At 55.0% G+C, this 22711-nt stretch carries 26 protein-coding genes; 7 read left to right on the top strand and 19 right to left on the bottom strand.

Features of this window, described 5'->3' with window-relative positions:
• Positions 1-113: 113 nt before the first annotated feature.
• The 9 genes from tuf to fkpA form a co-directional block, all read right to left on the bottom strand.
• Entirely contained in the window at positions 114-1298 is a 1185-nt protein-coding gene (tuf, locus tag ACX8ZY_RS02050; RefSeq protein ID WP_010253018.1) for an elongation factor Tu, read from the bottom strand.
• Positions 1299-1366: 68 nt separating this feature from the next.
• Positions 1367-3481, bottom strand: coding sequence for an elongation factor G (gene fusA / locus ACX8ZY_RS02045; protein ID WP_010253020.1), 2115 nt, complete (start codon positions 3479-3481; stop codon positions 1367-1369).
• A gap of 90 nt (positions 3482-3571) precedes the next feature.
• Positions 3572-4042, bottom strand: a complete 471-nt coding sequence (gene rpsG / locus ACX8ZY_RS02040) for a 30S ribosomal protein S7 (RefSeq protein ID WP_003852909.1) — start codon at positions 4040-4042, stop codon at positions 3572-3574.
• Positions 4043-4138: 96 nt separating this feature from the next.
• Positions 4139-4513: a 30S ribosomal protein S12 gene (gene rpsL / locus ACX8ZY_RS02035; RefSeq protein ID WP_003852912.1), complete on the bottom strand. Its 375-nt coding sequence runs from the start codon at positions 4511-4513 to the stop codon at positions 4139-4141.
• A 124-nt stretch (positions 4514-4637) separates the two neighbouring features.
• Positions 4638-4925, bottom strand: coding sequence for a sulfurtransferase complex subunit TusB (gene tusB, locus ACX8ZY_RS02030; RefSeq protein ID WP_033768100.1), 288 nt, complete (start codon positions 4923-4925; stop codon positions 4638-4640).
• A gap of 9 nt (positions 4926-4934) precedes the next feature.
• Positions 4935-5294 carry a sulfurtransferase complex subunit TusC gene (gene tusC / locus ACX8ZY_RS02025; RefSeq protein WP_010253027.1) on the bottom strand — a complete coding sequence of 120 codons (360 nt, stop codon included), beginning with the start codon at positions 5292-5294 and terminating at the stop codon, positions 4935-4937.
• Complete coding sequence (tusD, locus tag ACX8ZY_RS02020) at positions 5294-5680, bottom strand: sulfurtransferase complex subunit TusD (RefSeq protein ID WP_010253028.1); 387 nt, start codon at positions 5678-5680, stop codon at positions 5294-5296. Before tusD ends, tusC begins: the two co-directional genes overlap by 1 nt.
• Entirely contained in the window at positions 5680-6402 is a 723-nt protein-coding gene (locus ACX8ZY_RS02015) for a helix-turn-helix transcriptional regulator (RefSeq protein WP_010253029.1), read from the bottom strand. Before ACX8ZY_RS02015 ends, tusD begins: the two co-directional genes overlap by 1 nt.
• Before the next feature lie 166 nt (positions 6403-6568).
• Entirely contained in the window at positions 6569-7414 is an 846-nt protein-coding gene (gene fkpA, locus ACX8ZY_RS02010; RefSeq protein ID WP_010253030.1) for an FKBP-type peptidyl-prolyl cis-trans isomerase, read from the bottom strand.
• A 269-nt stretch (positions 7415-7683) separates the two neighbouring features.
• Between fkpA and ACX8ZY_RS02005 the strand changes: the two genes are divergently transcribed.
• Positions 7684-7902, top strand: coding sequence for a SlyX family protein (locus ACX8ZY_RS02005; protein ID WP_010253031.1), 219 nt, complete (start codon positions 7684-7686; stop codon positions 7900-7902).
• A 95-nt stretch (positions 7903-7997) separates the two neighbouring features.
• Here ACX8ZY_RS02005 and slyD read toward each other — a convergent pair whose 3' ends face one another.
• The 4 genes from slyD to kefG all read right to left on the bottom strand — a co-directional run bounded on the left by slyD (position 7998) and on the right by kefG (position 11331).
• A complete protein-coding gene (gene slyD / locus ACX8ZY_RS02000) occupies positions 7998-8558 on the bottom strand; it encodes a peptidylprolyl isomerase (RefSeq protein ID WP_010253032.1) in 561 nt (186 codons plus the stop codon).
• Between the two features lie 197 nt (positions 8559-8755).
• Complete coding sequence (locus ACX8ZY_RS01995) at positions 8756-8950, bottom strand: YheV family putative zinc ribbon protein (protein WP_010253033.1); 195 nt, start codon at positions 8948-8950, stop codon at positions 8756-8758.
• 23 nt (positions 8951-8973) lie between these two features.
• The gene (gene kefB, locus ACX8ZY_RS01990; protein ID WP_010253035.1) at positions 8974-10779 is read right to left on the bottom strand and encodes a glutathione-regulated potassium-efflux system protein KefB; all 1806 of its coding nucleotides are present in this window, start codon (positions 10777-10779) and stop codon (positions 8974-8976) included.
• Positions 10780-11331 carry a glutathione-regulated potassium-efflux system ancillary protein KefG gene (gene kefG, locus ACX8ZY_RS01985; protein ID WP_421665193.1) on the bottom strand — a complete coding sequence of 184 codons (552 nt, stop codon included), beginning with the start codon at positions 11329-11331 and terminating at the stop codon, positions 10780-10782.
• Positions 11332-11443: 112 nt separating this feature from the next.
• Between kefG and ACX8ZY_RS01980 the strand changes: the two genes are divergently transcribed.
• A complete protein-coding gene (locus ACX8ZY_RS01980; protein ID WP_010671582.1) occupies positions 11444-13348 on the top strand; it encodes an ABC transporter ATP-binding protein in 1905 nt (634 codons plus the stop codon).
• A 32-nt stretch (positions 13349-13380) separates the two neighbouring features.
• Here the strand turns inward: ACX8ZY_RS01980 and tauD are convergent, their stop codons facing one another.
• From tauD to tauA, 4 genes are read right to left on the bottom strand one after another with little or no spacing between them, the layout of a single operon-like run.
• Positions 13381-14220 carry a taurine dioxygenase gene (tauD, locus tag ACX8ZY_RS01975; protein ID WP_307618474.1) on the bottom strand — a complete coding sequence of 280 codons (840 nt, stop codon included), beginning with the start codon at positions 14218-14220 and terminating at the stop codon, positions 13381-13383.
• A complete protein-coding gene (gene tauC / locus ACX8ZY_RS01970) occupies positions 14217-15044 on the bottom strand; it encodes a taurine ABC transporter permease TauC (RefSeq protein ID WP_010253046.1) in 828 nt (275 codons plus the stop codon). The genes tauD and tauC overlap by 4 nt, the downstream gene beginning before the upstream one ends.
• Entirely contained in the window at positions 15041-15808 is a 768-nt protein-coding gene (gene tauB / locus ACX8ZY_RS01965) for a taurine ABC transporter ATP-binding subunit (RefSeq protein ID WP_010671580.1), read from the bottom strand. Before tauB ends, tauC begins: the two co-directional genes overlap by 4 nt.
• Positions 15809-15817: 9 nt before the next feature.
• The gene (gene tauA / locus ACX8ZY_RS01960; protein ID WP_010253052.1) at positions 15818-16795 is read right to left on the bottom strand and encodes a taurine ABC transporter substrate-binding protein; all 978 of its coding nucleotides are present in this window, start codon (positions 16793-16795) and stop codon (positions 15818-15820) included.
• Positions 16796-17031: 236 nt separating this feature from the next.
• Between tauA and ACX8ZY_RS01955 the strand changes: the two genes are divergently transcribed.
• On the top strand, positions 17032-18012 hold the full coding sequence (locus ACX8ZY_RS01955; protein WP_031593718.1) for a LacI family DNA-binding transcriptional regulator: 981 nt from the start codon (positions 17032-17034) through the stop codon (positions 18010-18012).
• A 1-nt stretch (position 18013) separates the two neighbouring features.
• On the opposite strand, the gene ACX8ZY_RS01950 is transcribed toward ACX8ZY_RS01955, so the two are convergent.
• Positions 18014-18616, bottom strand: coding sequence for a LysE family translocator (locus tag ACX8ZY_RS01950; protein ID WP_010253059.1), 603 nt, complete (start codon positions 18614-18616; stop codon positions 18014-18016).
• 57 nt (positions 18617-18673) lie between these two features.
• Between ACX8ZY_RS01950 and ACX8ZY_RS01945 the strand changes: the two genes are divergently transcribed.
• From ACX8ZY_RS01945 to ACX8ZY_RS01935, 3 genes are all read left to right on the top strand, one after another.
• Complete coding sequence (locus tag ACX8ZY_RS01945; protein WP_421665192.1) at positions 18674-19690, top strand: hydrolase; 1017 nt, start codon at positions 18674-18676, stop codon at positions 19688-19690.
• A 4-nt stretch (positions 19691-19694) separates the two neighbouring features.
• Positions 19695-19913, top strand: a complete 219-nt coding sequence (locus tag ACX8ZY_RS01940) for a YheU family protein (RefSeq protein WP_010253066.1) — start codon at positions 19695-19697, stop codon at positions 19911-19913.
• Positions 19914-19974: 61 nt separating this feature from the next.
• The gene (locus ACX8ZY_RS01935) at positions 19975-20844 is read left to right on the top strand and encodes a phosphoribulokinase (RefSeq protein ID WP_459260605.1); all 870 of its coding nucleotides are present in this window, start codon (positions 19975-19977) and stop codon (positions 20842-20844) included.
• A 519-nt stretch (positions 20845-21363) separates the two neighbouring features.
• Here ACX8ZY_RS01935 and ACX8ZY_RS01930 read toward each other — a convergent pair.
• A complete protein-coding gene (locus ACX8ZY_RS01930) occupies positions 21364-21768 on the bottom strand; it encodes an OsmC family protein (protein ID WP_010253071.1) in 405 nt (134 codons plus the stop codon).
• A gap of 303 nt (positions 21769-22071) precedes the next feature.
• On the opposite strand from ACX8ZY_RS01930, the gene crp reads away from it, so the two are divergent.
• On the top strand, positions 22072-22704 hold the full coding sequence (crp, locus tag ACX8ZY_RS01925) for a cAMP-activated global transcriptional regulator CRP (RefSeq protein ID WP_003852956.1): 633 nt from the start codon (positions 22072-22074) through the stop codon (positions 22702-22704).
• Positions 22705-22711 lie beyond the last annotated feature (7 nt).

The raw sequence follows: 22711 nt of genomic DNA, 5'->3' as shown, positions 1-22711 counted from the left end.
CAAACCCACCCTTTGCAGGGTTATGGCGTTTTCAGAGCAAAAAAAAAGAGCACCGAAGTGCTCTTTTTACTGTGTTGCAGTGGCCATTTACACAGCCACAGCAGATATCACAATTAAGCGATAACTTTAGCAACAACACCCGCGCCAACGGTACGGCCGCCTTCGCGGATTGCGAAGCGCAGACCTTCGTCCATTGCGATTGGGTGGATCAGGGTAACAACCATTTTGATGTTGTCGCCTGGCATTACCATTTCAACGCCTTCTGGCAGCTCTACTGAGCCGGTTACGTCAGTTGTACGGAAGTAGAACTGTGGACGATAGCCTTTGAAGAACGGAGTATGGCGACCACCTTCGTCTTTAGACAGAACGTAAACTTCTGACTCGAACTGGGTGTGCGGCTTGATTGAGCCTGGCTTAGCCAGAACCTGGCCACGCTGGATGTCTTCACGCTTGATACCGCGCAGCAGAACACCACAGTTTTCGCCTGCCTGACCCTGGTCCAGCAGCTTACGGAACATCTCAACACCGGTACAGGTTGATTTCACAGTATCTTTGATACCCACGATTTCAACTTCGTCGCCGACTTTAACGATGCCGCGCTCAACACGACCGGTAACAACGGTACCACGGCCAGAGATTGAGAATACGTCTTCGATTGGCAGCAGGAACGGCATGTCGATCGCACGCTGTGGCTCTGGGATGTAGTTGTCCAGATGCTCAGCCAGTTCGATGATTTTCGCTTCCCACTCTGGGTTGCCTTCCAGCGCTTTCAGAGCAGAACCACGAACGATTGGAGTGTCGTCGCCTGGGAAGTCATATGCTGACAGCAGGTCACGAACTTCCATCTCTACCAGTTCCAGCAGCTCTTCATCATCAACCATGTCACACTTGTTCAGGAACACGATGATGTAAGGAACGCCAACCTGACGACCCAGCAGGATGTGCTCACGGGTCTGTGGCATTGGGCCATCAGTCGCAGCAACAACCAGGATCGCGCCGTCCATCTGCGCAGCACCGGTGATCATGTTTTTCACATAGTCGGCGTGGCCTGGGCAGTCAACGTGCGCATAGTGGCGAGTCGGGGTTTCATACTCAACGTGTGAAGTGTTGATGGTGATACCACGTGCTTTCTCTTCTGGTGCGTTATCGATCTGATCGAATGCACGAGCCTGGCCGCCGTAAGTTTTAGACAGTACGGTGGTGATAGCTGCAGTCAGGGTGGTTTTACCGTGGTCGACGTGACCGATGGTGCCCACGTTTACGTGCAGTTTGTTACGCTGAAATTGCTCTTTCGCCATGGCGATAATTCCTTACGTTGTGCCTTCACCATCTGGGTGAAGGCATCAGTTCAAATTTAAACCGTAGCTTATTTGCTACGAGCTTCAATAACGGCCTGCGCTACGTTGTTTGGCGCATCGTCATACTTCAGGAACTCCATGGAGTAAGAAGCACGACCTTTGGTCAGAGAACGCAGCTGAGTTGCGTATCCGAACATCTCAGACAACGGAACTTCAGCGTGAATCTGAACGCCAGTAGCGTTAGATTCCTGCCCTTTGAGCATACCACGACGACGGCTAAGGTCACCGATGACATCACCCGTGTTCTCTTCTGGCGTTTCAACTTCAACCTTCATGATAGGCTCAAGCAGAACAGGTGTCGCTTGTTTAAAGCCTTGTTTGAAGGCAAGAGACGCGGCCAGTTTAAACGCCAGTTCTGAGGAGTCGACATCGTGGTAAGAACCGAAGTGCAGACGCACGCCCAGATCCACAACCGGGTAACCAGCCAGAGGGCCTGATTTCAGCTGCTCCTGGATACCTTTGTCAACCGCAGGGATGTATTCACCAGGAATCACACCACCTTTGATGTCGTTGACAAATTCGTAGCCTTTCGGGTTCGAACCTGGCTCCAGTGGGTACATGTCGATAACAACATGGCCATACTGACCACGACCACCAGACTGCTTGGCGTGTTTACCTTCAACATCGGTAACTTTGTTGCGAATCGCTTCACGGTAAGCAACCTGTGGTTTACCCACGTTTGCTTCAACGTTGAACTCACGCTTCATACGGTCAACGATGATGTCGAGGTGCAATTCACCCATACCGGCGATGATGGTCTGGTTAGATTCTTCATCAGTCCATACGCGGAATGATGGGTCTTCTTTTGCCAGACGGCCCAGAGCCAGACCCATTTTTTCCTGGTCAGCTTTGGTTTTTGGCTCAACGGCGATAGAGATTACCGGCTCCGGGAACTCCATGCGCTCAAGGATGATGACGTTATCTGGGTCACACAGGGTGTCACCAGTGGTCACATCTTTCAGGCCGATCGCAGCTGCGATATCACCCGCACGAACTTCTTTAATCTCTTCACGCTTGTTAGCGTGCATCTGAACGATACGGCCCAGACGCTCACGGTTTGACTTAACCGGGTTGAACACGGTGTCACCCGTGTTAACAACACCAGAGTAAACGCGGAAGAAGGTTAAGTTACCCACGAACGGGTCGGTAGCGATTTTGAACGCCAGTGCAGCAAACGGCTCGTTGTCATCAGAGTGACGAACAGCCGGCGTGTCTTTACCGTCGTCCAGCATACCGTTGATCGCGGTAACGTCAGTCGGTGCTGGCAGATATTCAACAACTGCATCCAGCATCGCCTGAACACCTTTGTTCTTAAATGCAGAACCACAGGTTACCAGGATAATTTCGTTGTTCAGAACACGCTTACGCAGAGATGTTTTGATCTCTTCTTCAGTCAGTTCTTCACCACCGAAGAATTTCTCCATCAGCTCATCAGAGCCTTCAGCAGCGGCTTCAACCAGCTTCGCATGCCATTCTTCAGCCAGTTCCTGCATATCAGCTGGGATATCTTCGTAGACGAAGGTTACACCCTGGTCTGCGTCGTTCCAGTTGATTGCTTTCATTTTCACCAGGTCAACAACACCGGTGAATTTCTCTTCTGCGCCGATAGCCAGCTGCAGAGGAACTGGAGTTGCGCCCAGACGAACTTCCATCTGTTTAACAACTTTCAGGAAGTTAGCACCCATGCGGTCCATTTTGTTAACGAACGCAATGCGTGGAACTTTATATTTGTTAGCCTGACGCCATACAGTCTCAGACTGTGGCTGAACGCCACCAACTGCACAGTAAACCATTACCGCGCCATCAAGCACACGCATAGAACGTTCAACTTCGATGGTGAAGTCAACGTGTCCTGGGGTGTCGATAATGTTTACGTGGTGTGGTTCAAACTGCTTGGCCATACCAGACCAGTAACAGGTGGTTGCAGCGGAGGTGATGGTAATACCACGTTCCTGTTCCTGCTCCATCCAGTCCATGGTTGCTGCGCCGTCATGTACTTCACCGATTTTGTGGTTTACACCGGTGTAGAACAGAACGCGTTCGGTAGTGGTAGTCTTACCGGCGTCGATGTGCGCACTGATACCGATATTACGGTAGCGGGCAATGGGTGTTTTACGAGCCATTTGATTCCTCTGATTCTCGGACGTTCAAGGTAAGTCGACCCCAGCGGGTTGGCTGATTGAGCGCCCGCTGGTTTAACAACTACGTGGTGATTACCAACGGTAGTGTGCGAACGCCTTGTTGGCTTCTGCCATGCGGTGAACGTCTTCACGTTTCTTAACTGCTGTACCTTTGTTCTCTGCAGCATCAGAAAGTTCGTTCGCCAGGCGAAGAGCCATTGATTTATCACCGCGTTTACGAGCAGCATCTACGATCCAGCGCATTGCCAGAGCATTACGACGAACCGGACGGACTTCTACTGGTACCTGATAAGTAGAACCACCAACGCGACGTGACTTAACTTCGACAGTCGGACGCACGTTTTCCAGGGCTACTTCAAAAGATTCCAGCGCGTTTTTACCTGAACGCTGAGCCAGGGTCTCAAGCGCGGTATAAACGATTGATTCTGCAGTAGATTTTTTACCATCTACCATCAGGATATTTACAAATTTGGCCAGCAGCTCTGATCCGAACTTAGGATCTGGCAGAATTTTACGCTGACCAATGACGCGACGACGTGGCATGGAAATACTCCGTTGTTAATTCAGGATTGTCCAAAACTCTATGAGTTTATTTTGACATTTAATTTAAAACGTTTGGCCTTACTTAACGGAGAACCATTAAGCCTTTGGCTTCTTCACGCCGTACTTGGAGCGAGCCTGCTTACGGTCTTTAACACCTGAGCAGTCAAGCGCGCCACGAACGGTGTGGTAACGCACACCTGGCAGGTCTTTTACACGACCGCCACGGATCAGGATCACGGAGTGTTCCTGCAGGTTATGACCTTCACCACCAATGTAGGAGGTAACTTCAAAACCGTTGGTCAAACGCACACGGCAGACTTTACGCAGTGCGGAGTTTGGTTTCTTAGGAGTGGTGGTGTACACACGAGTACAAACGCCACGTTTTTGCGGGCAAGCTTCCAGCGCCGGCACGTTGCTCTTTGCAACTTTGCGGACGCGTGGTTTGCGAACCAGCTGGTTAACTGTTGCCATTAAATAGCTCCTGGATTTGCTTTTGCTTCGTAAACACGTAATAAATCACCTCGTAGAATTACGAGGAGGCAGAATTTTAGGGCTGAGTCAAAGGGGTGTCAAGAAATAACCAGGTTTTAGCCGATTACCAGACCATTTGTTGCTGATGCCTGATCGTTAGCGTGACAAACCCAGTATAGTCTACTGACTGCACACGAGTCGAAATTTGTCCAGCGAGACCGCGAGCCTGGACATCTTCGTCCAGCACCCAGAGCGTCGCTTCGCTCTCTGACAGTCGCATCAATGCGTGGCTGCCAGCTATAGCGGCCAGCACGCCATCCTGCAATAGCAGCAGGTCATCACCCGCACCCGCCATTAAAAGCAGGCTCTCAAGGTCACAGTGTGCCGGTGAGTGCAGTAACGTATGCAGCATTAACGTCTCTTAAAAAGTAAGAATGCGATCGTAGCTGGCCAGCGTCTGTCGCAGCGCCGGCGCGTCCAGTAGCGTAACATCCAGCAACCGGTCAGCGTCAACCTCTAATCCACGCGCTATCAGCGATGTCCGGCAGAGATAGCAGTGTTCAATCTCATACAGTGCCAGCACGCCAAAGGTCGCGGCATAGTGACGGCTCTTAATCGTCTCAGGTTGCTGGTGCAGATTAAGCTGCAGCACGCCATCACCGATAAAAAACAGGCCGATATCCTCACTGAGCGCGCCCGTGGCCAGCGCGGCATCCAGCCCTTCACGTCCTGCGCTGCTGCCGTGCGGCGCCCGGGTAAAGACAAACGCGACCCGATTCATCAGAACTGCACCATGCGTTCACAGCTTAGCGCCGCTTCCGCCAGCGCGCCCAGCCCACTCAGGGTAAAGCCCGGCTGCAGGTTACTGCCCGCCAGCTGGAGTCGTGCCGCTTCCTGCTGGTCGCTGACGCCACGACGCAGCGCGGCCGCCACACAAATATTCAGTGCCACACCCTGCTCCTGATGCAATGTCTGCCACGCGCGCACCAGATCAAACTCATCACTGGCGGGCGACGTCAGTTGGTTAGCGTTCAGCACCCCTTCGCGATAGAAGAAAACGCTGTCAAGCTGATGGCCTGCCGTCAGCAGTGCGCGGGCAAACAGCCAGGCACTGGTCGCCTGTTGCGTACCGTAAGCCGGGCCGGTGACCAGCAGGGTGTAACGCATTACCGCTCCTGCCCCTGGAAGTCGCCATTTTTAAACTGACGGATGTAGAGATAGACGGTGTGTTTGGAAATATTCAGCCGATCGGCCACCTGGTTGATGGCATCCTTGATGTCGAAGATCCCCTTCTCATACAGGTTCAGCACAATCTGACGATTCTTGGCGTTGTTCGATACATTACGGTCAGCACTCACCTCTTCAATGGTGAACTCCAGCGTCTGCATCACCAGATCGTCTACCGAACTGGCGAAGTTGACGTTGGAGTCAACCTGCTGCATCTCGGGCGGCATAAAGGTCGACATGATCTGTGAGAACGGCACATCAAGGTTCATGTTGATGCAGAGCAAGCCAATGACCCGTTGCTGACGGTTACGAATCGCAATCGTGACCGATTTCATCAGCACGCCGCTTTTGGCACGTGTGAAGTAAGCACGGGAGACATTACTGTCCGCGCCATGCATATCATGCAGCATACGCAGGGCTAAATCGGTAATAGGCGAACCGACTTTACGTCCAGTGTGTTCACCATTAGCGATACGCACGGCCGAACACTTAAGATCTTCAAGCGAATGCAGGACAATTTCACAATGCGAACCGATCAACATCGCCAGGCCATCCACGACAGCCTCGTACGATTTCAGAATATCGTAATCACTTTGTTCGAACGGGCGCTGCTCCAGAAGATCGAAGTCGCTCAGTTCACCCGGATTGAATGGATTAGACATTGAAGAGTATCACCCTGAATGGCTGGAGCCTGTCACAGCGGCTTATGGGCAGACTCAATATTGGGATAATTAGGCAGGCATTAGTCTGGCAAATGTCGTCGGCTTATGCCAGAGGTTTGTCGTGAAGCCGAAATGAAACCGCCGCCCGGAGGCGGCGGTCAGCAGATTACTGCGCTTTTTCTGCAGCAGCAGGCGCAGGAGCCTGTGCTTTTTCATCTGCCTTTGGCGCTGGTTTGATATCAAGCAGCTCGACATCAAACACCAAGGTGGAGTTAGCCGGGATGCCCGGAACGCCATTTTTGCCGTAAGCCAGATTTGGTGGGATAACCAGCTTGATCTTGCCGCCTTTCTTCACGTGCTTCAGACCTTCAGTCCAGCCAGGGATGACACCATCCAGACGGAATGAAAGTGGCTCGCCACGGGTATAAGAGTTGTCGAATTCAGTACCGTCAATCAGCGTACCTTTGTAGTTTACCACTACAGTGTCGCTGTCTTTAGGTGCGTCGCCGGTACCCTCTTTCTCAACTTTATACAGCAGGCCGCTTTCGGTTTTCTTCACGCCGCTCTCTTTAGCAAATTTGGTTGCGTAAGCTTCGCCCTTTTCAGAGTTCTCTTTCGCATCTTTTTCCATTTTCGCTGAGGCTGCGCCTTTCACGCGGCCTTCAAAGGATTGCAGCGTCTGCTCAATCTCTTCATCAGAGAGTTTGCTCTTGCCACCAAATGCATCCTGAACACCAGCGATCAGCTGCTGCTTATCCAGTTTGATGCCCAGTTTTTCCTGCTCCTTCAGGGAGTTGTCCATGTAGCGACCCAGTGAAGCACCCAGCGCGTAGGCAGACTGCTGGTCTTCATCTTTGAAGGCAGCATTTTTCGGTGCCTGAGGCGCAGACTGTGGCGCGGCGGCTGGTGCAGCCTGTGGCGCCGCAGCGGTATCTGCCGCCATTGCCAGCGGAGCATTCAGCGCAACAGCCATGGTGGTAGCTAACAATGTGACTTTAAACAGTGATTTCATCCATTCTCCAAAACCGAAGCGTCTAACCTCGGGAAACATTGCGGACTTCAGGGTCCACACTATAACTTTACGTGGCAGTGTCGAACACTCCCACAATGTAATTACCCGGTTAACCTCCGACCTTTATAACATCGGGAAGTTTCATCAGAGATGATGCCGCGCTGCCTTTTTTCAAGCGCAACGCCTCCGGGCGTGAAAAAAACAGGTGATTCCTGGCATTCAGATCGTAGAATCACGCCCCGAGTCGCACCTTAACAGAGGAACAGGTCATGCAACAATCTGAGTGGGAACAGCGTCTGGAGACGCTGGAGAGCAAACTGGCCTTTCAGGAGATGACTATCGATCAGCTGAACAGCGCGGTCGTTCAGCACGAGCTGGAGATGAATAAGATGCGTGAGCAGATGCGCATTTTAACTGACAAGCTCAAAGCGAATGCGCCATCGATCGTCGCCTCACAATCTGAAGAGACGCCACCACCGCACTACTGATCGCGGGCTATCTGGCCCCGGCTTACCCGGGCAGAACCAGAATACGCGCCAAAAGAAAGGCCACCCGAGGGTGGCCTTGAAAGGTCTGTTGAGACTTAGTGGCTGCAGCCGCAGCCGCCAGTGCCACAACCGCCTTTACCCTGATCGTGGTCGTGATCATGGCCGTGATCGTGGTCATGATGATGGCCATCTGCACCGTGAACGTGGCCATGAGCCAGTTCTTCCGGCGTGGCTTCGCGGATAGCAACCACTTCAACGTTGAAGTTCAGGTTCTGACCCGCCAGCATGTGGTTACCATCAACCACGACGTGATCATCTTCCACTTCGGTGATTTCTACCGGTACCGGGCCCTGATCGGTTTCTGCCAGGAAGCGCATGCCAACCTGCAGTTCGTCAACGCCCATGAAGACGTCTTTAGGAACGCGCTGCACCAGGTTATCGTCATACTGACCGTAGGCATCGTTTGCCGGGATATGCACGTCAAACTTGTCGCCGGCAATGTGGTTTTCCAGCGCATTTTCCAGACCAGAAATCAGGGAACCATGACCGTGCAGGTAGTCTAACGGTGCACTCACCGGTGACTCGTCAACTAACACGCCGTCTTCTGTACGTACCTGATAGGCCAGGCTTACCACCAGGTCTTTTGCTACTTTCATGATATCTCCTAACCGTTGAGAGCTGAGATCCCGTCTCATTGGTCTATTCTTTCGTGCAATAACACCAACCAGAAAGGTTCGGGGCTGAGTACAAGAGGGTTTTCACTTTCTCTTGCGACTACAGCGTTAATGGCGACAATTGTAACGGAATTCAATCCCGCTGTAAGTCCAGGCGTAAAAAAAGCTGCGCCATTCCGCTACTCAGGATGAAAAATACCGATAACCTGCTCATTAGTGCGAACCTGATCGCGCGCCTGCTTATCGGCCTCACGCATCTGGTGACCACACTTCACGCACTCCACCACATCGACATTATTTTCACGCCACATTGCCAGCGTGTCCTTCTCCTGGCAGTGCGGGCATGTCGCACCAGCAATAAAACGTTTACGCATTAGCTTCTGCCTGTTTAAAGAGGTTATTCATCATCGTCCCAGCCGTCGATCTGCCGCTTTTCGCGCTGCATTTCACGCTGGAAGATATCTTCCAGTTCACGCCGCGCTTCACGGACGCGCGAAGCCTGCGCGCTTTCAGAGAGATTGGGCATCAGCTCGCGCAGCATCCGCATATCAAGATGGCGGAAATACTGCTGGGCGCGGTGCGCCTGATGCGGATGCATCCCCAGCGTCATCAGCGTTTTACGTCCCAGCTCCAGCGCACTGGAGAAGGTCTCACGCGAGAACTGCGTGACGCCCGCCTGAAGCAGTTCATGCGCTTCTACACGGCCCCGGGCGCGCGCCTGAATCTGCAACTGCGGAAAATGCTGCTGGCACAGATGTACAATCGTCATCACATCTTCGGGCTCGTTACAGGTGATCACAATCGCCTGAGCGCTGGCCGCACCGGCTGCCCGCAGCAACTCCAGTTCAGTGGCATCGCCGTAATAGACCTTATAGCCATATTTCCGCATCAGACTGACTGCACTGATGTCGCGCTCAAGCACGGTGATGCGTTTGTTATTCGCCATCAGCAAACGACCCACCACCTGCCCGAAGCGACCAAAACCCACCACAATCACCTGCGGCTGATCGTCTTCGACAAAGTGTTTCTCTGCCTCGTCATCCGGCTCATTGAAGCGGCGTGCCAGCAGACGATCGATTCCCTTCATCAGCAGCGGTGTGGTCATCATCGACAGGGTCACCGTCACCAGCAGCATCGGCAGTTGATCGCCAGAGAACAGCTTTGCCGAGGAGGCCGCTGAAAAGAGCACAAAGGCGAACTCGCCCCCCTGACTCAGCACGCCAGCAAACTGCTGCCGCTCAGAGCTGCGCAAGCCATAAATGCGCGCCAGCAGATAGAGCACCAGCGTTTTCACCGCCACCAGCGTCACGACACCCAGCAGGATGGTCACAATATGGGTATAGAGCACACCGAGGTTGAGCGCCATGCCAACCGAAATAAAGAACAGGCCCAGCAGTAAACCTTTAAACGGGTCGATGGCGACTTCCAGCTCATGCCGGTACTCGCTCTCTGCCAGCAGGATCCCGGCAATAAAGGTCCCCAGCGCCATCGACAGACCCAGCGCATCCATAAACAGCGCCGAGCCCAGCACCAGCAGCAGCGAAGCGGCGGTAAAGACTTCGCGCACGCCCGACGCAGCGATGTAACGGAAGATAGGCCGCAGCAGATAGCGTCCGCCTACCAGCATGCCGGCAAACGCCAGTACTTTCATGCCGACCTTCATCCAGTCGATATGACCGCTGTCGGTTCCGGCCAGCAGCGGGATCAGCGCCAGGGCTGGGATCACCGCGATATCCTGAAACAGCAACACCGAAAAGCCCAGTTGCCCCGCTTCGCTGCGGTTCATGCCTTTATCCATCATCAGCTGCAGGGCCATGGCGGTCGAGGACATCGCCAGACCAATGCCGCCAATGATCGCAGCCTGCCAGCTAAAGTTGGTCAGCCACAATAAGCCGCCCAGAATCGCCGCTGAGAAGATCACCTGCGCCGCGCCGACGCCAAAAATGGAGCGGCGCAGCGCCCACAGCTTTGCCGGGTTCAGCTCCAGCCCGATAATAAACATCAGGAACACCACGCCGAGCTCAGAGAAGTGCAGAATCTCGTCGACGTCGCTGATAAAGCCTAATCCCCACGGGCCGATAGCGATACCCGCCACCAGATAGCCCAGAACTGCACCAATACCGAGGCGAGCCGCCACCGGTACAATCAATACCGCCGCGACCAGATAAATCACCCCGGCGGTCAGCAGCGTTTGCCCTTCCATCTATACCCCTCCATTCGGCAGCGGTGCCGCCAGCCAGTCGCCATAGGCGCGGGCGTAATTTTTCATTAATTCAGGACTCTGACGACGCGCCCAGTAGACGATCATCGGCGGCATCCAGTGCATACGGCACATCTGCGCGGTCAGCTCAAAAGGACGCATAATGTCATTGAGCGAATAGCGGTTCAGACCCTGATGTCTGAAGGCACTTTCCGGTTCTCCGGTGGTGACGACGCTGCGCCAGTACTTTCCTTCCAGCGCATTGCCATCCACGCCATTGGCGAAACCGCGCGACAGAACTCTGTCCAGCCACTCTTTCATCAGCGCCGGACAGCTATAGGTATAGAGCGGATGCTGAAAAATGATGACATCATGTTCACGCAGCAGCTGTTGTTCATGGTGAATATCGATAAAAAAATCCGGATAGGTTGCGTACAGATCGTGCACGGTAACGTGTTCCAGTGCCTGAGCCGGCTGCAGCAGAATCCGATTGGCGATCGAATCCTGTGATTCCGGATGAGCATAAAGCAGCAAAACCCTGGGTGGCTGCGACATCCTTTCCCTCCAAAGCGTCGTCATTGGTGCGGTTTTCCGCTACCATGCACGACGCAGCAAAATCTCATTATGTTGCCAGTAAATTAACATATTCTGACGATACGGCGCTTACATGATTGTCTTCTCAGCCTTACAAATTCGCCGCGGCATCCGCGTCCTGCTCGACAATGCCACCGCCACCATTAATCCCGGCCAGAAGGTCGGGCTGGTGGGTAAAAACGGCTGTGGAAAATCCACGCTGCTGTCGCTGTTAAAAGGTGAAATCACCAGCGATGCCGGTACCGTCACTTTCCCCACTCACTGGGCGCTGGCCTGGGTGAATCAGGAAACCCCTGCGCTGGATAAAGCCGCGCTGGAGTACGTGATTGATGGCGATCGCCAGTTTCGCCAGCTTGAAGCAGAACTGGCGGACGCCAATCTGCGTGACGATGGCAATGCCATCGCGCTGCTGCATGGCAAGCTGGACGCGGTGCAGGCGTGGAGCATCCATGCGCGCGCCTCAAGCCTGCTGCATGGTCTGGGCTTCAGTCAGGAACAGCTGCAACGCCCGGTCAGCGACTTCTCGGGTGGCTGGCGCATGCGCCTCAACCTGGCACAGGCGCTGATTTGCCGTTCCGATCTGCTGCTGCTGGATGAACCGACCAACCACCTCGATCTCGATGCGGTGATCTGGCTGGAGCGCTGGCTGAAGAGTTATGAAGGCACGCTGATCCTGATCTCGCACGATCGTGACTTCCTCGATCCCGTCATCGACAAAATTATTCATATCGAACAGGAGTCGATGTTCGAATATACCGGCAACTACAGCTCCTTTGAGCGGCAGCGCGTCGCCAAACTGGCTCAGCAGCAGTCACTGTATGAGAGCCAGCAGGAGAAAGTGGCGCACCTGCACAGCTACATTGATCGCTTCCGCGCTCAGGCCACCAAGGCGAAGCAGGCGCAGAGCCGCATCAAGATGCTGGAGCGCATGGAAATGATTGCGCCCGCCCATGTCGATAACCCGTTCAGCTTCACTTTCCGCAAGCCGGAGAACCTGCCTAATCCGCTGATGAAGATGGAGAAGGTCACTGCGGGTTATGGCGATCGTATTATTCTCGACGCCATCAAGCTCAACCTGGTCCCCGGCTCGCGCATCGGCCTGCTGGGACGTAACGGTGCCGGTAAATCGACCCTGATTAAGCTGCTGGCGGGTGAGCTGGAGGCGATGGACGGCAAGATGGGTCTGGCGAAAGGGATCAAGCTCGGTTACTTCGCCCAGCATCAGCTGGAGTATCTGCGAGCTGATGAGTCACCGCTGCAGCATCTGTCGCGTATTGCGCCTGAGGTGCTGGAACAGCAGCTGCGCGACTATCTGGGCGGCTTCGATTTCCGCGGCGATAAAGTCACTGAAATCACTGAGCGCTTCTCCGGCGGAGAGAAAGCGCGACTAGTGCTGGCGCTGATTGTCTGGCAGCGCCCTAACCTGCTTCTGCTGGATGAACCCACCAACCATCTCGATCTCGATATGCGCCAGGCGCTGACCGAAGCGTTGATCGACTTCGAAGGTGCGCTGGTCGTGGTATCGCACGACCGACATCTGCTGCGCGCGACCACCGACGATCTCTATCTGGTGCATGATGGCAAAGTGGATGTGTTTGAAGGCGATCTCGAAGATTATCAGAAGTGGCTGAGCGATCTGCAGAAGCAGCAGGCGCAACAGGATGCCGCGCCGAAGCAGGATAACGGCAACAGTGCCCAGGCGCGTAAAGACCAGAAGCGTCGTGATGCTGAACTGCGCACCCAGACGCAACCGCTGCGCAAAGAGATAGAGAAGCTGGAAAAGCAGATGAGCAAATGGCAGAGCCAGCTGGCCGAAGCCGAAGCTCAGCTCTCAGACAGCGCTATCTATGAACAGAGCCGTAAAGCGGACCTGACCACCGCGCTGCAGCGTCAGGCGGAGAGCAAATCTGCGCTGGAAGAGGTGGAGATGGCGTGGCTGGAAGCGCAGGAACAGCTCGAACAGATTATGGCCTCATAAAAAAATCTCCCCGCGAGCGGGGAGATTCTCTTTTAACGAGGTTTATCGCCCAGCACCGTTGCCCGCTGCATAATGCGCCGGGCAGGATAGTAATCAGCATTGGCATAATGCTGAGTGACCCGATTATCCCAGATAGCCAGATCGTCTGGCTGCCAGCGCCAGCGCACCTGAAACTCCGGTTTGGTGGCGTGCGCAAACAGAAAGCCCAGCACCGCATCACTCTCTTTCTCGCTTAAATCGACGATCCGCGTGGTAAAGCCCTCATTCACAAACAGCGCTTTTTTGCCGCTGACCGGATGGGTGCGGATGACCGGATGCTGCACCGGCGGATGTTTTTCTACCGCCTGCTGCCAGCGCTGATGCTCCTCCTCCGTTTTGCGGTACTTATACTCCTGGAATGACTTTTTGAAATCATGCTCGGCATGGAGACCTGCCAGCAGCTGCTTAAAGGGTTCAGAGAGCGCTTCGTAAGCCGCAATGCCGCTGGTCCAGAGCGTGTCACCCCCCGACTCCGGTAATACCTTCGAGGCCAGCAAGGCGATCGCTGGCGGCGTATCAATAAAGGTGACATCGGTATGCCAGTTGTCATTATCTGGCGGATTATCCTGATGGGTATCCAGCACGATAATCTCCTCGACGCCTTCCGCATGCGGATAGACCGGATGGATGTGCAGATCGCCAAAGCGGATTGCCAGCGCGCGGTGCTGTTCCGGCGTTATTTTCTGGTCACGCAGAAACAGCACCTGATGACGCAGCAGGCCATGATAAAGCTGCTCAAACTGAGCATCACTCAATGGGCGAGACACATCCAGGTTTGAGACCTGCGCGCCAATGTACGGGCCAAGCGGGGTAAAACTGAGACGTTCGTTCATGATTGTTCTCCACTCCAGGGCGTCAGACGGCGCTGCAACGCGCGGAGCCCGAGTTCTAAGCTAAAAGCAATAAAGGCGATTACCGCGATACCCGCCAGCACCACATCGGTGGCGAGGAATTCTCCTGCTGACTGCACCATAAAACCCAGACCCCGCGTGGCAGCAATCAGCTCAGCGGCCACCAGCGTTGACCAGCCAACCCCCAGACCGATGCGCAGACCGGTGAGGATCTCCGGCAACGCGCCTGGCAGAATCACCCAGCGCAGCAGTTGCCAGCGATTAGCCCCCAGCGAGCGCGCCGCACGCAGTCGGACCTGCTGCGTGTTACGCACACCGGCCAGGGTGGAAAGCGTCACCGGCGCGAAAATCGCCAGATAGATCAGAAGGATTTTCGAGGTCTCACCAATGCCGAACCAGATCACCATCAATGGCAGATAGGCGAGTGGCGGAATCGGGCGATAGAGTTCAATCAGAGGATCGAGCAACCCGCGAGCGACCGGGCTGAGGCCCATCAGGATCCCTACCGGAATGCCGATGGCGGCAGCGGCAGTCAGCGCAATCAGCATTCGTGTCAGGCTGGCGGCCAGATGCTGCCACAGCGTGGCATCCATAAAGCCCTGCGCGCTGGCAATCAGCAGCAGCTTGCTTAACACCTGCTGCGGCGACGGCAGGAACAGCGGGGCAATCAGGCCCAGCGCGGTCACGCCCCACCAGAGCAGCAACAGCAGAGAGAGACTCAGCATGCTCAGCGTAAAGGCGGTTGAAAACGGCCAGCGCAAACGACGGCGCACCGGCAGAGACTTGTCATTGATGAGTGCACTCATGCAAACGCCTCCCGCTGATCAAAGACCCGGCTCAGCACATACTCGCGCTGGGCGATAAACTGCGGATCGGATTTGATGCTGCGGCACGACTCTCCCGCGGCAAAGCGCTGACCAAAGCCAGGACGCAGCCGCTCTACGATGCGGCCCGGTCCTGGCGACAGCAGAATCAGTTCGCTGGCCAGGAAAATCGCCTCTTCTATGTCGTGCGTAATCAACAGAATCTGTTTACCGCTGTCGCGCCACAGCGTCAGCAGCAGGGTTTGCATCTGCTCTCGGGTAAAGGCATCCAGTGCGCCGAAAGGCTCATCCAGCAATAGCAGTTGTGGATCGGTAGCCAGCGCACGCGCAATGCCCACCCGCTGACGCTGACCACCGGACAACTGCCAGATGGCGCGCTTTTCCGCACCTTCAAGCCCCACCTGCCTGATTAACCGGCGGGCAATCGCGTCGCGATCCGGGCGTGACATCCCCGCCAGCTGCAGGCCAAAGGCGACGTTATCCAGCACGTTGCGCCACGGCAGTAATCCTTCATGCTGAAACACCACGCCGCGCTCCGCACCAGGCCCGGTCACCGGCTGGTTATCCAGCGTGATGCTGCCCGACTCCACCGGCAGGAAACCGGCAACCAGATTGAGCAGTGTGGTTTTGCCGCAGCCGGAGGGGCCGAGCACCACCAGCAGTTCATGGCTATCCAGCTGCAGATTGATATCCTGCAACACCGGCTGTCCGGCATAACGGGCATTAAGGTGAGCGATGCGCAGCATAGTGCCTCCTTAAGGTTTAACTAATGGCTCGACGAAACGGGAGGTCACATAGCTGCTGTAGTCGTTATCCGCCTGCGGCACCCGGCCCTGTGCTTTCAGAAACTGCGCGGTATCGACGATCGCTTTATTGACCGGTTTGCCCAGTTGCTCAACCTGCTGCTGCGCCGTGAGGTAGGTATTGCCCTTCACCAGACCGGGCACCTGTGCTTCCGGCACACCGCTAAGGCGAGAGAGTTTGCTGAGGTTATCGGACTGCTTCAGCCAGCTGTCGGGGCTGTTCAGGTAGGCCTGCTGCGCGTCAAGCGCGCTGCGGGCAAAAGCAGTCACGATCTCCGGATGCTGCTGAGCAAAATCTTTGCGTACCACCCAGACATCCAGCGTCGGCGATCCCCAGCTTCCCACTTCCGCAGAGTCGGTTAACACCTTGCCCTCTTTTTCCAGCTCATTAACCGCCGGTGCCCAGACGTAAGCGCCATCAATGTCGCCACGCTGCCAGGCAGCAATAATCGCTGGCGGCTGCAGATTGACCAGCTGTACCTGTGACGGTTTGATGCCCCAGTGTTTCAGCGCAGCCAGCAGGCTGTAGTGGGTGGTGGAGATGAACGGCACCGCGATGCGTTTGCCAATTAAATCTTTGGGCGTAGTGATGTTCTTCTTCACCACCAGCGCTTCAGAGTTGCCCAGCTGAGAGGCGAGTAAAAAGGCTTCAATCGGCAGCTTCTGCGCCGCCGCGACCGCTAACGGACTGGAACCGATATTGCCAATCTGGACGTCACCGGACGCCATCGCACGTAATACCCCGGCGCCGCTGTCAAACTTGCGCCAGTCAACGCTGGCCCCGCTCTCTTTAGCAAAGCTGTTGTCAGCCTGCGCCACTTTCGCCGGCTCAGCCGAGGTCTGGTAAGCCACGGTGACATTGACCGCATCAGCCCGAAACGCCAGCAGCGCCAGCGCTGCGGCTAAAAAAGTTAAACGTGTTGCTGCCATGATCACTACCCCACCGTTTTTATAGTGGAGGCAGTGTCTCTGCGCGCTATAGTTTCATAAAGGAATTAAAAATTATCCCTAATAGAAATAAGTTCTTAGATCACTATCTGCAAAACAAAGTTAAAAATCGCAAATGCTGAAAATAGCTAAAGTAAGCAAAAATGTCAGGCGCTCACATTGTCCCTGTGCTATTCATATGCGTTCCCAATTATTGCCTGTTAAGGTTTCTGAATCCGATGTCGATCGAGAAAGTCGCTCAGCTGGCTGGCGTCTCCAAAGCCACGGTATCGCGGGTTCTCAACGCGCATCCCGGCGTGAAGCCCGATACGCGTGAGAAAGTTCTGGCGGCAATCTCTGCCTGCGACTATCAGCCCAACTTACTGGCGCGTCAGCTGCGTACGTCGCAAAGCAACATGCTGCTGGTGCTGATCTCGGATATCACCAATCCCTTCTGTTCACGCGTGGTTCAGGGCATCGAGGCCGAAGCGGAACTGCACGGCTATCACATCCTGCTCTGTAACTCCGCCTCGCAGCTCCAGCGTGAAGCCGCCTATCTCTCCCTGCTGACCGGAAAAGTGGTGGATGGCGTAATTACTATGGATGCGGCCTCCGGTTTACAGGATTTGCAGGCGCTCATTGCCGGGGCGCCCTGGGTACAGTGCTGCGAATTTGATCCGGATATCCCCGCCTCCTCGGTCAGCATTGATCACCTTGAAGCCGCGCGCGACACCGTCCACTACCTTGCCGGTAAAGGGCGTAAACGCATCGGGCTGATCAATGGCGACATGCGTTACCTTTACTCACATCATCGTGAAAAGGGCTACCGGCAGGCGATTGAGGAGCTGGGGTATGCGTGGTCCGGCGTCTCCTACACTTACGAAATCTCCTGTGAGGCGGGCAGTCAGGGGCTGAGGGAGTTGATGGCGCTGCCGGAACCGCCGGATGCGGTGTTTGCGGTTTCAGATGTGCTGGCGGTAGGCGTGGTGCATGCGGCGCTGGAAGCGGGTCTGCGCGTGCCGGAAGATCTGGCGGTGGTCGGGTTTGATGGCGTGTCGTTTACCCGCAGCCTGAATCCGCCGCTGACGACCATCGAGCAGCCGATGAACCAGCTGGGCGCGCGTAGCGTGCAATTGCTGCTGCAAAAGATCCGCAATGCTAATGCGCCAGTCATCCGCGAGGTGCTGCCGTGGACGCGCGTTGAACGCGCATCCAGCTAACTTAGTGCCAGATTAACAGCACGCAGGCAGCGGTCAGCAGCCCCATGGCGAGGTTAAAGATTTTCCAGGCGCGACGGCTGCGCAGAATGCGGCCGATCATCGCACCAAATCCCATCCAGATAACACCCGACACCAGATTAACCAGAAACATGCCGATGCTTATCGCCATCACTGAATGGCGATATGCGTCACCGGCCAGGCTGAAACTGGCGACCGCGCCCAGCGCCATCAGCCAGGCCTTGGGATTGATCAACTGCAACAATCCGCCCTGCCAGAAGGGCATCGGCGCATCCGGCGCCTGATCGGTTTCCAGCTTCTCATAACTGGACGTCGCTATCTTCCATGCCAGCCAGAGCAGATAGAGGCTACCGGCGATTTTCAGCACCAGGTGCAGCGAAGGATAGAGCAGGATCAGCCCGCCGACGCCAAAGGCCACCATCAGCAGCATCACCTGCATCCCGATCATGATGCCAATCATCAGCGGAATGGTGCGCATAAAGCCAAAATTAGCGCCCGAGGCGGTGAGTAACATATTATTAGGCCCGGGCGTAATGGCCGCGACCCAAAGAAATCCCAACATTGATAAGAAAAGACTCAGTTCCATGGCAATCGGGTACTCCTTACCCTGCAAGAAAAAACTTATCGAAGCTAACAGTGTGATATGGAACAGACAAGCTTTTACCACATGAAATTTACCGGACCGGAAAACGAGCACTTCACGCCTCCTGAGAGTCTGCGTAACGCGCACCTGCAGACCCTGCTGCCGCGCCTGCTACGTCGTCGTATCACGGGCGATCCCCACTGGCAACGTCTCGACCTGCCGGATGGCGACTTCGTCGATCTCGCCTGGAGTGAAGATCCGCAGTTCGCGCAGCATAAACCGCGCGTGGTGCTGTTTCATGGGCTGGAGGGCAGTTTTCATAGCCCCTATATTCATGGACTGATGGCGATCTGCCATGCGCGCGGCTGGCTGGCGGTGGTGATGCATTTTCGCGGCTGCAGCGGCGAACCGAATCGGCTCAACCGCATCTATCACTCCGGCGAAACCGAAGATGCCCGTTTTTTTCTGCACTGGCTGCGCACCCGCTGGGGCCGCGTACCCACCGCCGCGGTCGGTTTCTCGCTGGGCGGTAACATGCTGGGCTGCCTGCTGGGCCAGCAGGGCGCAGCCGCTGAGGTAGACGCGGGCGTCATTGTCTCCGCTCCGCTGTTGCTGGAGCCCTGTAGCCTAAAACTGGAACGCGGCTTCTCACGCGTCTATCAATACTATTTGCTGGCGCAGCTCAAGAAAAATGCCCGCCGCAAACTGCACGCCTGGCCGGATACGCTGCCGGTCAATCTGGCGCAGCTGAAATCGCTGCGGCGACTGCGCGATTTTGATGATGCCATTACCGCCCGCGCCCACGGTTTTCTGGATGCGGCCGATTACTATCATCGTGCCAGCGCCATGCCCTGGCTGAAGCACGCAGAGAAACCGCTGCTGATCATTCACGCCAAAGATGATCCTTTTATGAGTGATGAGGTGATCCCGCACAGCAGCCAATTATCTGCCACTATTACTTATCAACTGACACCACACGGCGGCCATGTAGGTTTTGTTGGTGGGACATTACGCCAGCCTGAAATGTGGCTGGAACAGCGTATCCCCCAGTGGATCGCCCCTTTTCTGGATAACTGATCTCGTGATTATTCCCTGGCAACAGGTCTCACCTGAGACCCTTGAAAATCTGATTGAAACCTTTGTGCTGCGCGAAGGCACGGACTATGGCGAGCAGGAACGCAGCCTGATCGACAAGGTGGCCGATGTGCGACGTCAGCTGGAAACGGGTGAAGTGGTACTGGTGTGGTCGGAACTGCACGAATCGGTCAATATCATGCCGCGCAAAGAATTTCGTGGCTGATGCACCCAACGGCATTTCGTGTTAACAATGCCTATTGCCCGACCTCACAGGGAGCTTTTCTATGTCTGCACGTCATCCCATTATCGCGGTGACTGGTTCCAGCGGCGCAGGGACCACCACCACCAGCGTGGCGTTTCGCAAAATCTTTCAGCAGCTCGATCTTCATGCGGCGGAGCTGGAAGGTGACAGTTTTCACCGCTTTACCCGCCCTGAAATGGATATGGCGATTCGTAAGGCGCGCGATTTAGGACGTCATGTCAGCTACTTTGGCCCGGAAGCCAATGACTTTGGCCTGCTGGAGCAGAGCTTTAAAGAGTATGGTCAGAGCGGACAGGGCCAGTCGCGTAAATATCTGCATACCTACGATGAAGCGGTGCCGTGGAATCAGGTGCCCGGCACCTTTACGCCGTGGCAACCGCTGCCGCAGAACACCGATATTCTCTTCTACGAAGGGCTGCACGGCGGTGTGGTGACGGCGCAGCACAACGTAGCAGAACAGGTTGATCTGCTGGTTGGCGTGGTGCCGATTGTGAACCTGGAGTGGATACAGAAGCTGGTGCGCGACACCGGCGAGCGCGGCCATTCACGTGAAGCGGTCATGGATTCGGTAGTGCGCTCGATGGAAGATTACATCAACTTCATCACACCACAGTTCTCACGCACTCACCTCAACTTTCAGCGCGTCCCGACGGTCGATACCTCAAACCCGTTCGCTGCCCGCTCTATTCCGTCACTGGATGAGAGCTTTGTGGTGATCCACTTCCAGGCGCTGGAAGATATCGACCTCCCCTACCTGCTGGCGATGCTGCAGGGCTCGTTTATCTCGCACATCAATACGCTGGTGGTGCCTGGCGGCAAAATGGGTCTGGCGATGGAGTTGATCATGGGTCCGCTGGTGAAGCGGCTGATGGAAGGTAAGCGAATAGAGTAAGAGGCCAGCAAAAACCGCTCTGAGAGCAGATGTCTTTCATAAAGATGGTAAAACTGGCTTTCCTGCGGCTAAAGACTTACCGCTGAGCAGGCTTCAGGGAGCATAAACCTTTCGCAAAGACGCAAAACCGCCATCCCTGGCCCGCGATGCTTTGCTACAGGTATATGCTCCCTTCGCTTCACGTCCGGCAACCGCATCCGGTTTCAGGAAGGTCGCTACAGACAACGCCTGGGCAGAAAGAATCTGGCAGCAATAGATAAGTTCAACACGCTGGGAACCGGGTCAGAAGAGGAAAGCGTCCCGCCGCCCGGATAAAAACGCCGGGAGCGTTTTTGAACAACGCAACGCGTTGGCCCGGCTACGGGCGCACCTCAGGGATGAGGTGCGTAATCGCGCGGGCCGAGCGGCCAGGGATTGGCTTAAGCGACTTTCCGATCTGACCCGGTTCCCAGCGCAGGCACAGTCTGACAGCAGAGCACGACAGATTTTGCCCGCGACCTTAAAAGATCCCTGCTGGTACTAAAGTTCGATCACTTCATAGCTATGCGTAATGTTGACGCCTTTACCCAGCATGATGGCCACAGAGCAATATTTTTCAGCAGAAAGATCCACGGCGCGTGATACCGCTTTATCCTGGAGGGCTTTACCACTCACGATAAAATGCAGGTTGATGTGCGTAAAGATTCGCGGCGCCTCTTCACGACGTTCTGAGGTCAGTTTTACTTCACAATCAGCCACATCGTTTCGGCCTTTTTGCAGAATTGATACCACGTCAATCGCGCTGCATCCGCCCGCCGCCATCAGCACCATCTCCATTGGGCTGGGCGCTTTATCACCCGAATTTCCATCCATCAGTATCTGATGGCCGGATGAGGATTCTCCGAGGAATGTCAGCCCTTCTACCCATTTCACTCTTGCCTGCATGATTTTTGCTCCGGAATACGCTGTTTTGTCGCCAGAGTACGCTTTCGCCTGGTAAACAGCAATCCAGAGAAATCCGCCCGTAGCTGAAGCGAGACAACAGAAGACAGTCGGCAAAAGCTGTGCTACAAACAGTGCTGAAAATATTTTTCGTCACCCGATGACGAAGCCGGGAAGGATGATGCGCACTGCGCCTGATGCGGCCCGAATAATTTCCTGAAATGGAAACGCTTGAAGCTTTCACCGCCTGACAGGGAAAACTGCCCCCTGTATTTTGGGCACGATTACAACAGAGGATAATAGCGAATGGTTCTCGGCAAACCGCAAACAGACCCTACACTCGAATGGTTCCTGTCCCATTGCCATATTCACAAGTATCCATCCAAAAGTACGCTGATTCACCAAGGTGAAAAAGCAGAAACGCTTTACTACATCGTGAAAGGTTCCGTTGCGGTTCTGATTAAAGATGAAGAAGGCAAAGAGATGATTCTTTCCTACCTGAATCAGGGCGATTTTATTGGTGAACTTGGCCTGTTCGAAGAAGGCCAGGAGCGCAGCGCCTGGGTACGTGCGAAAAGCGCGTGCGAAGTGGCGGAAATTTCTTACAAGAAATTCCGTCAGCTGATCCAGGTTAACCCTGACATCCTGATGCGACTCTCATCGCAGATGGCGCGTCGCCTGCAGGTGACGTCTGAAAAAGTGGGTAACCTCGCTTTCCTCGACGTAACCGGACGCATTGCACAGACCCTGCTCAACCTGGCGAAGCAGCCAGATGCCATGACGCATCCCGACGGCATGCAAATTAAAATCACTCGTCAGGAAATTGGCCAGATTGTTGGTTGTTCACGTGAAACCGTGGGCCGTATTTTGAAGATGCTGGAAGATCAGAACCTGATCTCCGCACACGGCAAAACCATCGTCGTTTACGGCACCCGCTAATTCCTGT

Source organism: Pantoea sp. XAF26B01_ASV70 (assembly GCF_054512635.1).
The sequence above is the reverse complement of the archived record's forward strand: the minus strand, read 5'-3'. Positions and strand labels throughout refer to the sequence as shown.

What these genes read in the sequence shown, in the direction of transcription:
- ACX8ZY_RS02005 (WP_010253031.1), top strand. Translation starts at nt 7,684, where the DNA reads ATGCAACAATCTGAGTGGGAACAGCGTCTGGAGACGCTGGAGAGCAAA.
- tauC (WP_010253046.1), bottom strand. Translation starts at nt 15,044, where the DNA reads ATGAGTGCACTCATCAATGACAAGTCTCTGCCGGTGCGCCGTCGTTTG.
- tauD (WP_307618474.1), bottom strand. Translation starts at nt 14,220, where the DNA reads ATGAACGAACGTCTCAGTTTTACCCCGCTTGGCCCGTACATTGGCGCG.
- rpsL (WP_003852912.1), bottom strand. Translation starts at nt 4,513, where the DNA reads ATGGCAACAGTTAACCAGCTGGTTCGCAAACCACGCGTCCGCAAAGTT.
- ACX8ZY_RS01930 (WP_010253071.1), bottom strand. Translation starts at nt 21,768, where the DNA reads ATGCAGGCAAGAGTGAAATGGGTAGAAGGGCTGACATTCCTCGGAGAA.
- crp (WP_003852956.1), top strand. Translation starts at nt 22,072, where the DNA reads ATGGTTCTCGGCAAACCGCAAACAGACCCTACACTCGAATGGTTCCTG.
- tauA (WP_010253052.1), bottom strand. Translation starts at nt 16,795, where the DNA reads ATGGCAGCAACACGTTTAACTTTTTTAGCCGCAGCGCTGGCGCTGCTG.
- ACX8ZY_RS02015 (WP_010253029.1), bottom strand. Translation starts at nt 6,402, where the DNA reads ATGTCTAATCCATTCAATCCGGGTGAACTGAGCGACTTCGATCTTCTG.
- ACX8ZY_RS01945 (WP_421665192.1), top strand. Translation starts at nt 18,674, where the DNA reads ATGGAACAGACAAGCTTTTACCACATGAAATTTACCGGACCGGAAAAC.
- tusD (WP_010253028.1), bottom strand. Translation starts at nt 5,680, where the DNA reads ATGCGTTACACCCTGCTGGTCACCGGCCCGGCTTACGGTACGCAACAG.
- ACX8ZY_RS01935 (WP_459260605.1), top strand. Translation starts at nt 19,975, where the DNA reads ATGTCTGCACGTCATCCCATTATCGCGGTGACTGGTTCCAGCGGCGCA.
- tuf (WP_010253018.1), bottom strand. Translation starts at nt 1,298, where the DNA reads ATGGCGAAAGAGCAATTTCAGCGTAACAAACTGCACGTAAACGTGGGC.
- ACX8ZY_RS01950 (WP_010253059.1), bottom strand. Translation starts at nt 18,616, where the DNA reads ATGGAACTGAGTCTTTTCTTATCAATGTTGGGATTTCTTTGGGTCGCG.
- rpsG (WP_003852909.1), bottom strand. Translation starts at nt 4,042, where the DNA reads ATGCCACGTCGTCGCGTCATTGGTCAGCGTAAAATTCTGCCAGATCCT.
- fusA (WP_010253020.1), bottom strand. Translation starts at nt 3,481, where the DNA reads ATGGCTCGTAAAACACCCATTGCCCGCTACCGTAATATCGGTATCAGT.
- ACX8ZY_RS01980 (WP_010671582.1), top strand. Translation starts at nt 11,444, where the DNA reads ATGATTGTCTTCTCAGCCTTACAAATTCGCCGCGGCATCCGCGTCCTG.
- kefB (WP_010253035.1), bottom strand. Translation starts at nt 10,779, where the DNA reads ATGGAAGGGCAAACGCTGCTGACCGCCGGGGTGATTTATCTGGTCGCG.
- kefG (WP_421665193.1), bottom strand. Translation starts at nt 11,331, where the DNA reads ATGTCGCAGCCACCCAGGGTTTTGCTGCTTTATGCTCATCCGGAATCA.
- ACX8ZY_RS01955 (WP_031593718.1), top strand. Translation starts at nt 17,032, where the DNA reads ATGTCGATCGAGAAAGTCGCTCAGCTGGCTGGCGTCTCCAAAGCCACG.
- fkpA (WP_010253030.1), bottom strand. Translation starts at nt 7,414, where the DNA reads ATGAAATCACTGTTTAAAGTCACATTGTTAGCTACCACCATGGCTGTT.
- tusB (WP_033768100.1), bottom strand. Translation starts at nt 4,925, where the DNA reads ATGCTGCATACGTTACTGCACTCACCGGCACACTGTGACCTTGAGAGC.
- slyD (WP_010253032.1), bottom strand. Translation starts at nt 8,558, where the DNA reads ATGAAAGTAGCAAAAGACCTGGTGGTAAGCCTGGCCTATCAGGTACGT.
- tauB (WP_010671580.1), bottom strand. Translation starts at nt 15,808, where the DNA reads ATGCTGCGCATCGCTCACCTTAATGCCCGTTATGCCGGACAGCCGGTG.
- ACX8ZY_RS01995 (WP_010253033.1), bottom strand. Translation starts at nt 8,950, where the DNA reads ATGCGTAAACGTTTTATTGCTGGTGCGACATGCCCGCACTGCCAGGAG.
- tusC (WP_010253027.1), bottom strand. Translation starts at nt 5,294, where the DNA reads ATGAATCGGGTCGCGTTTGTCTTTACCCGGGCGCCGCACGGCAGCAGC.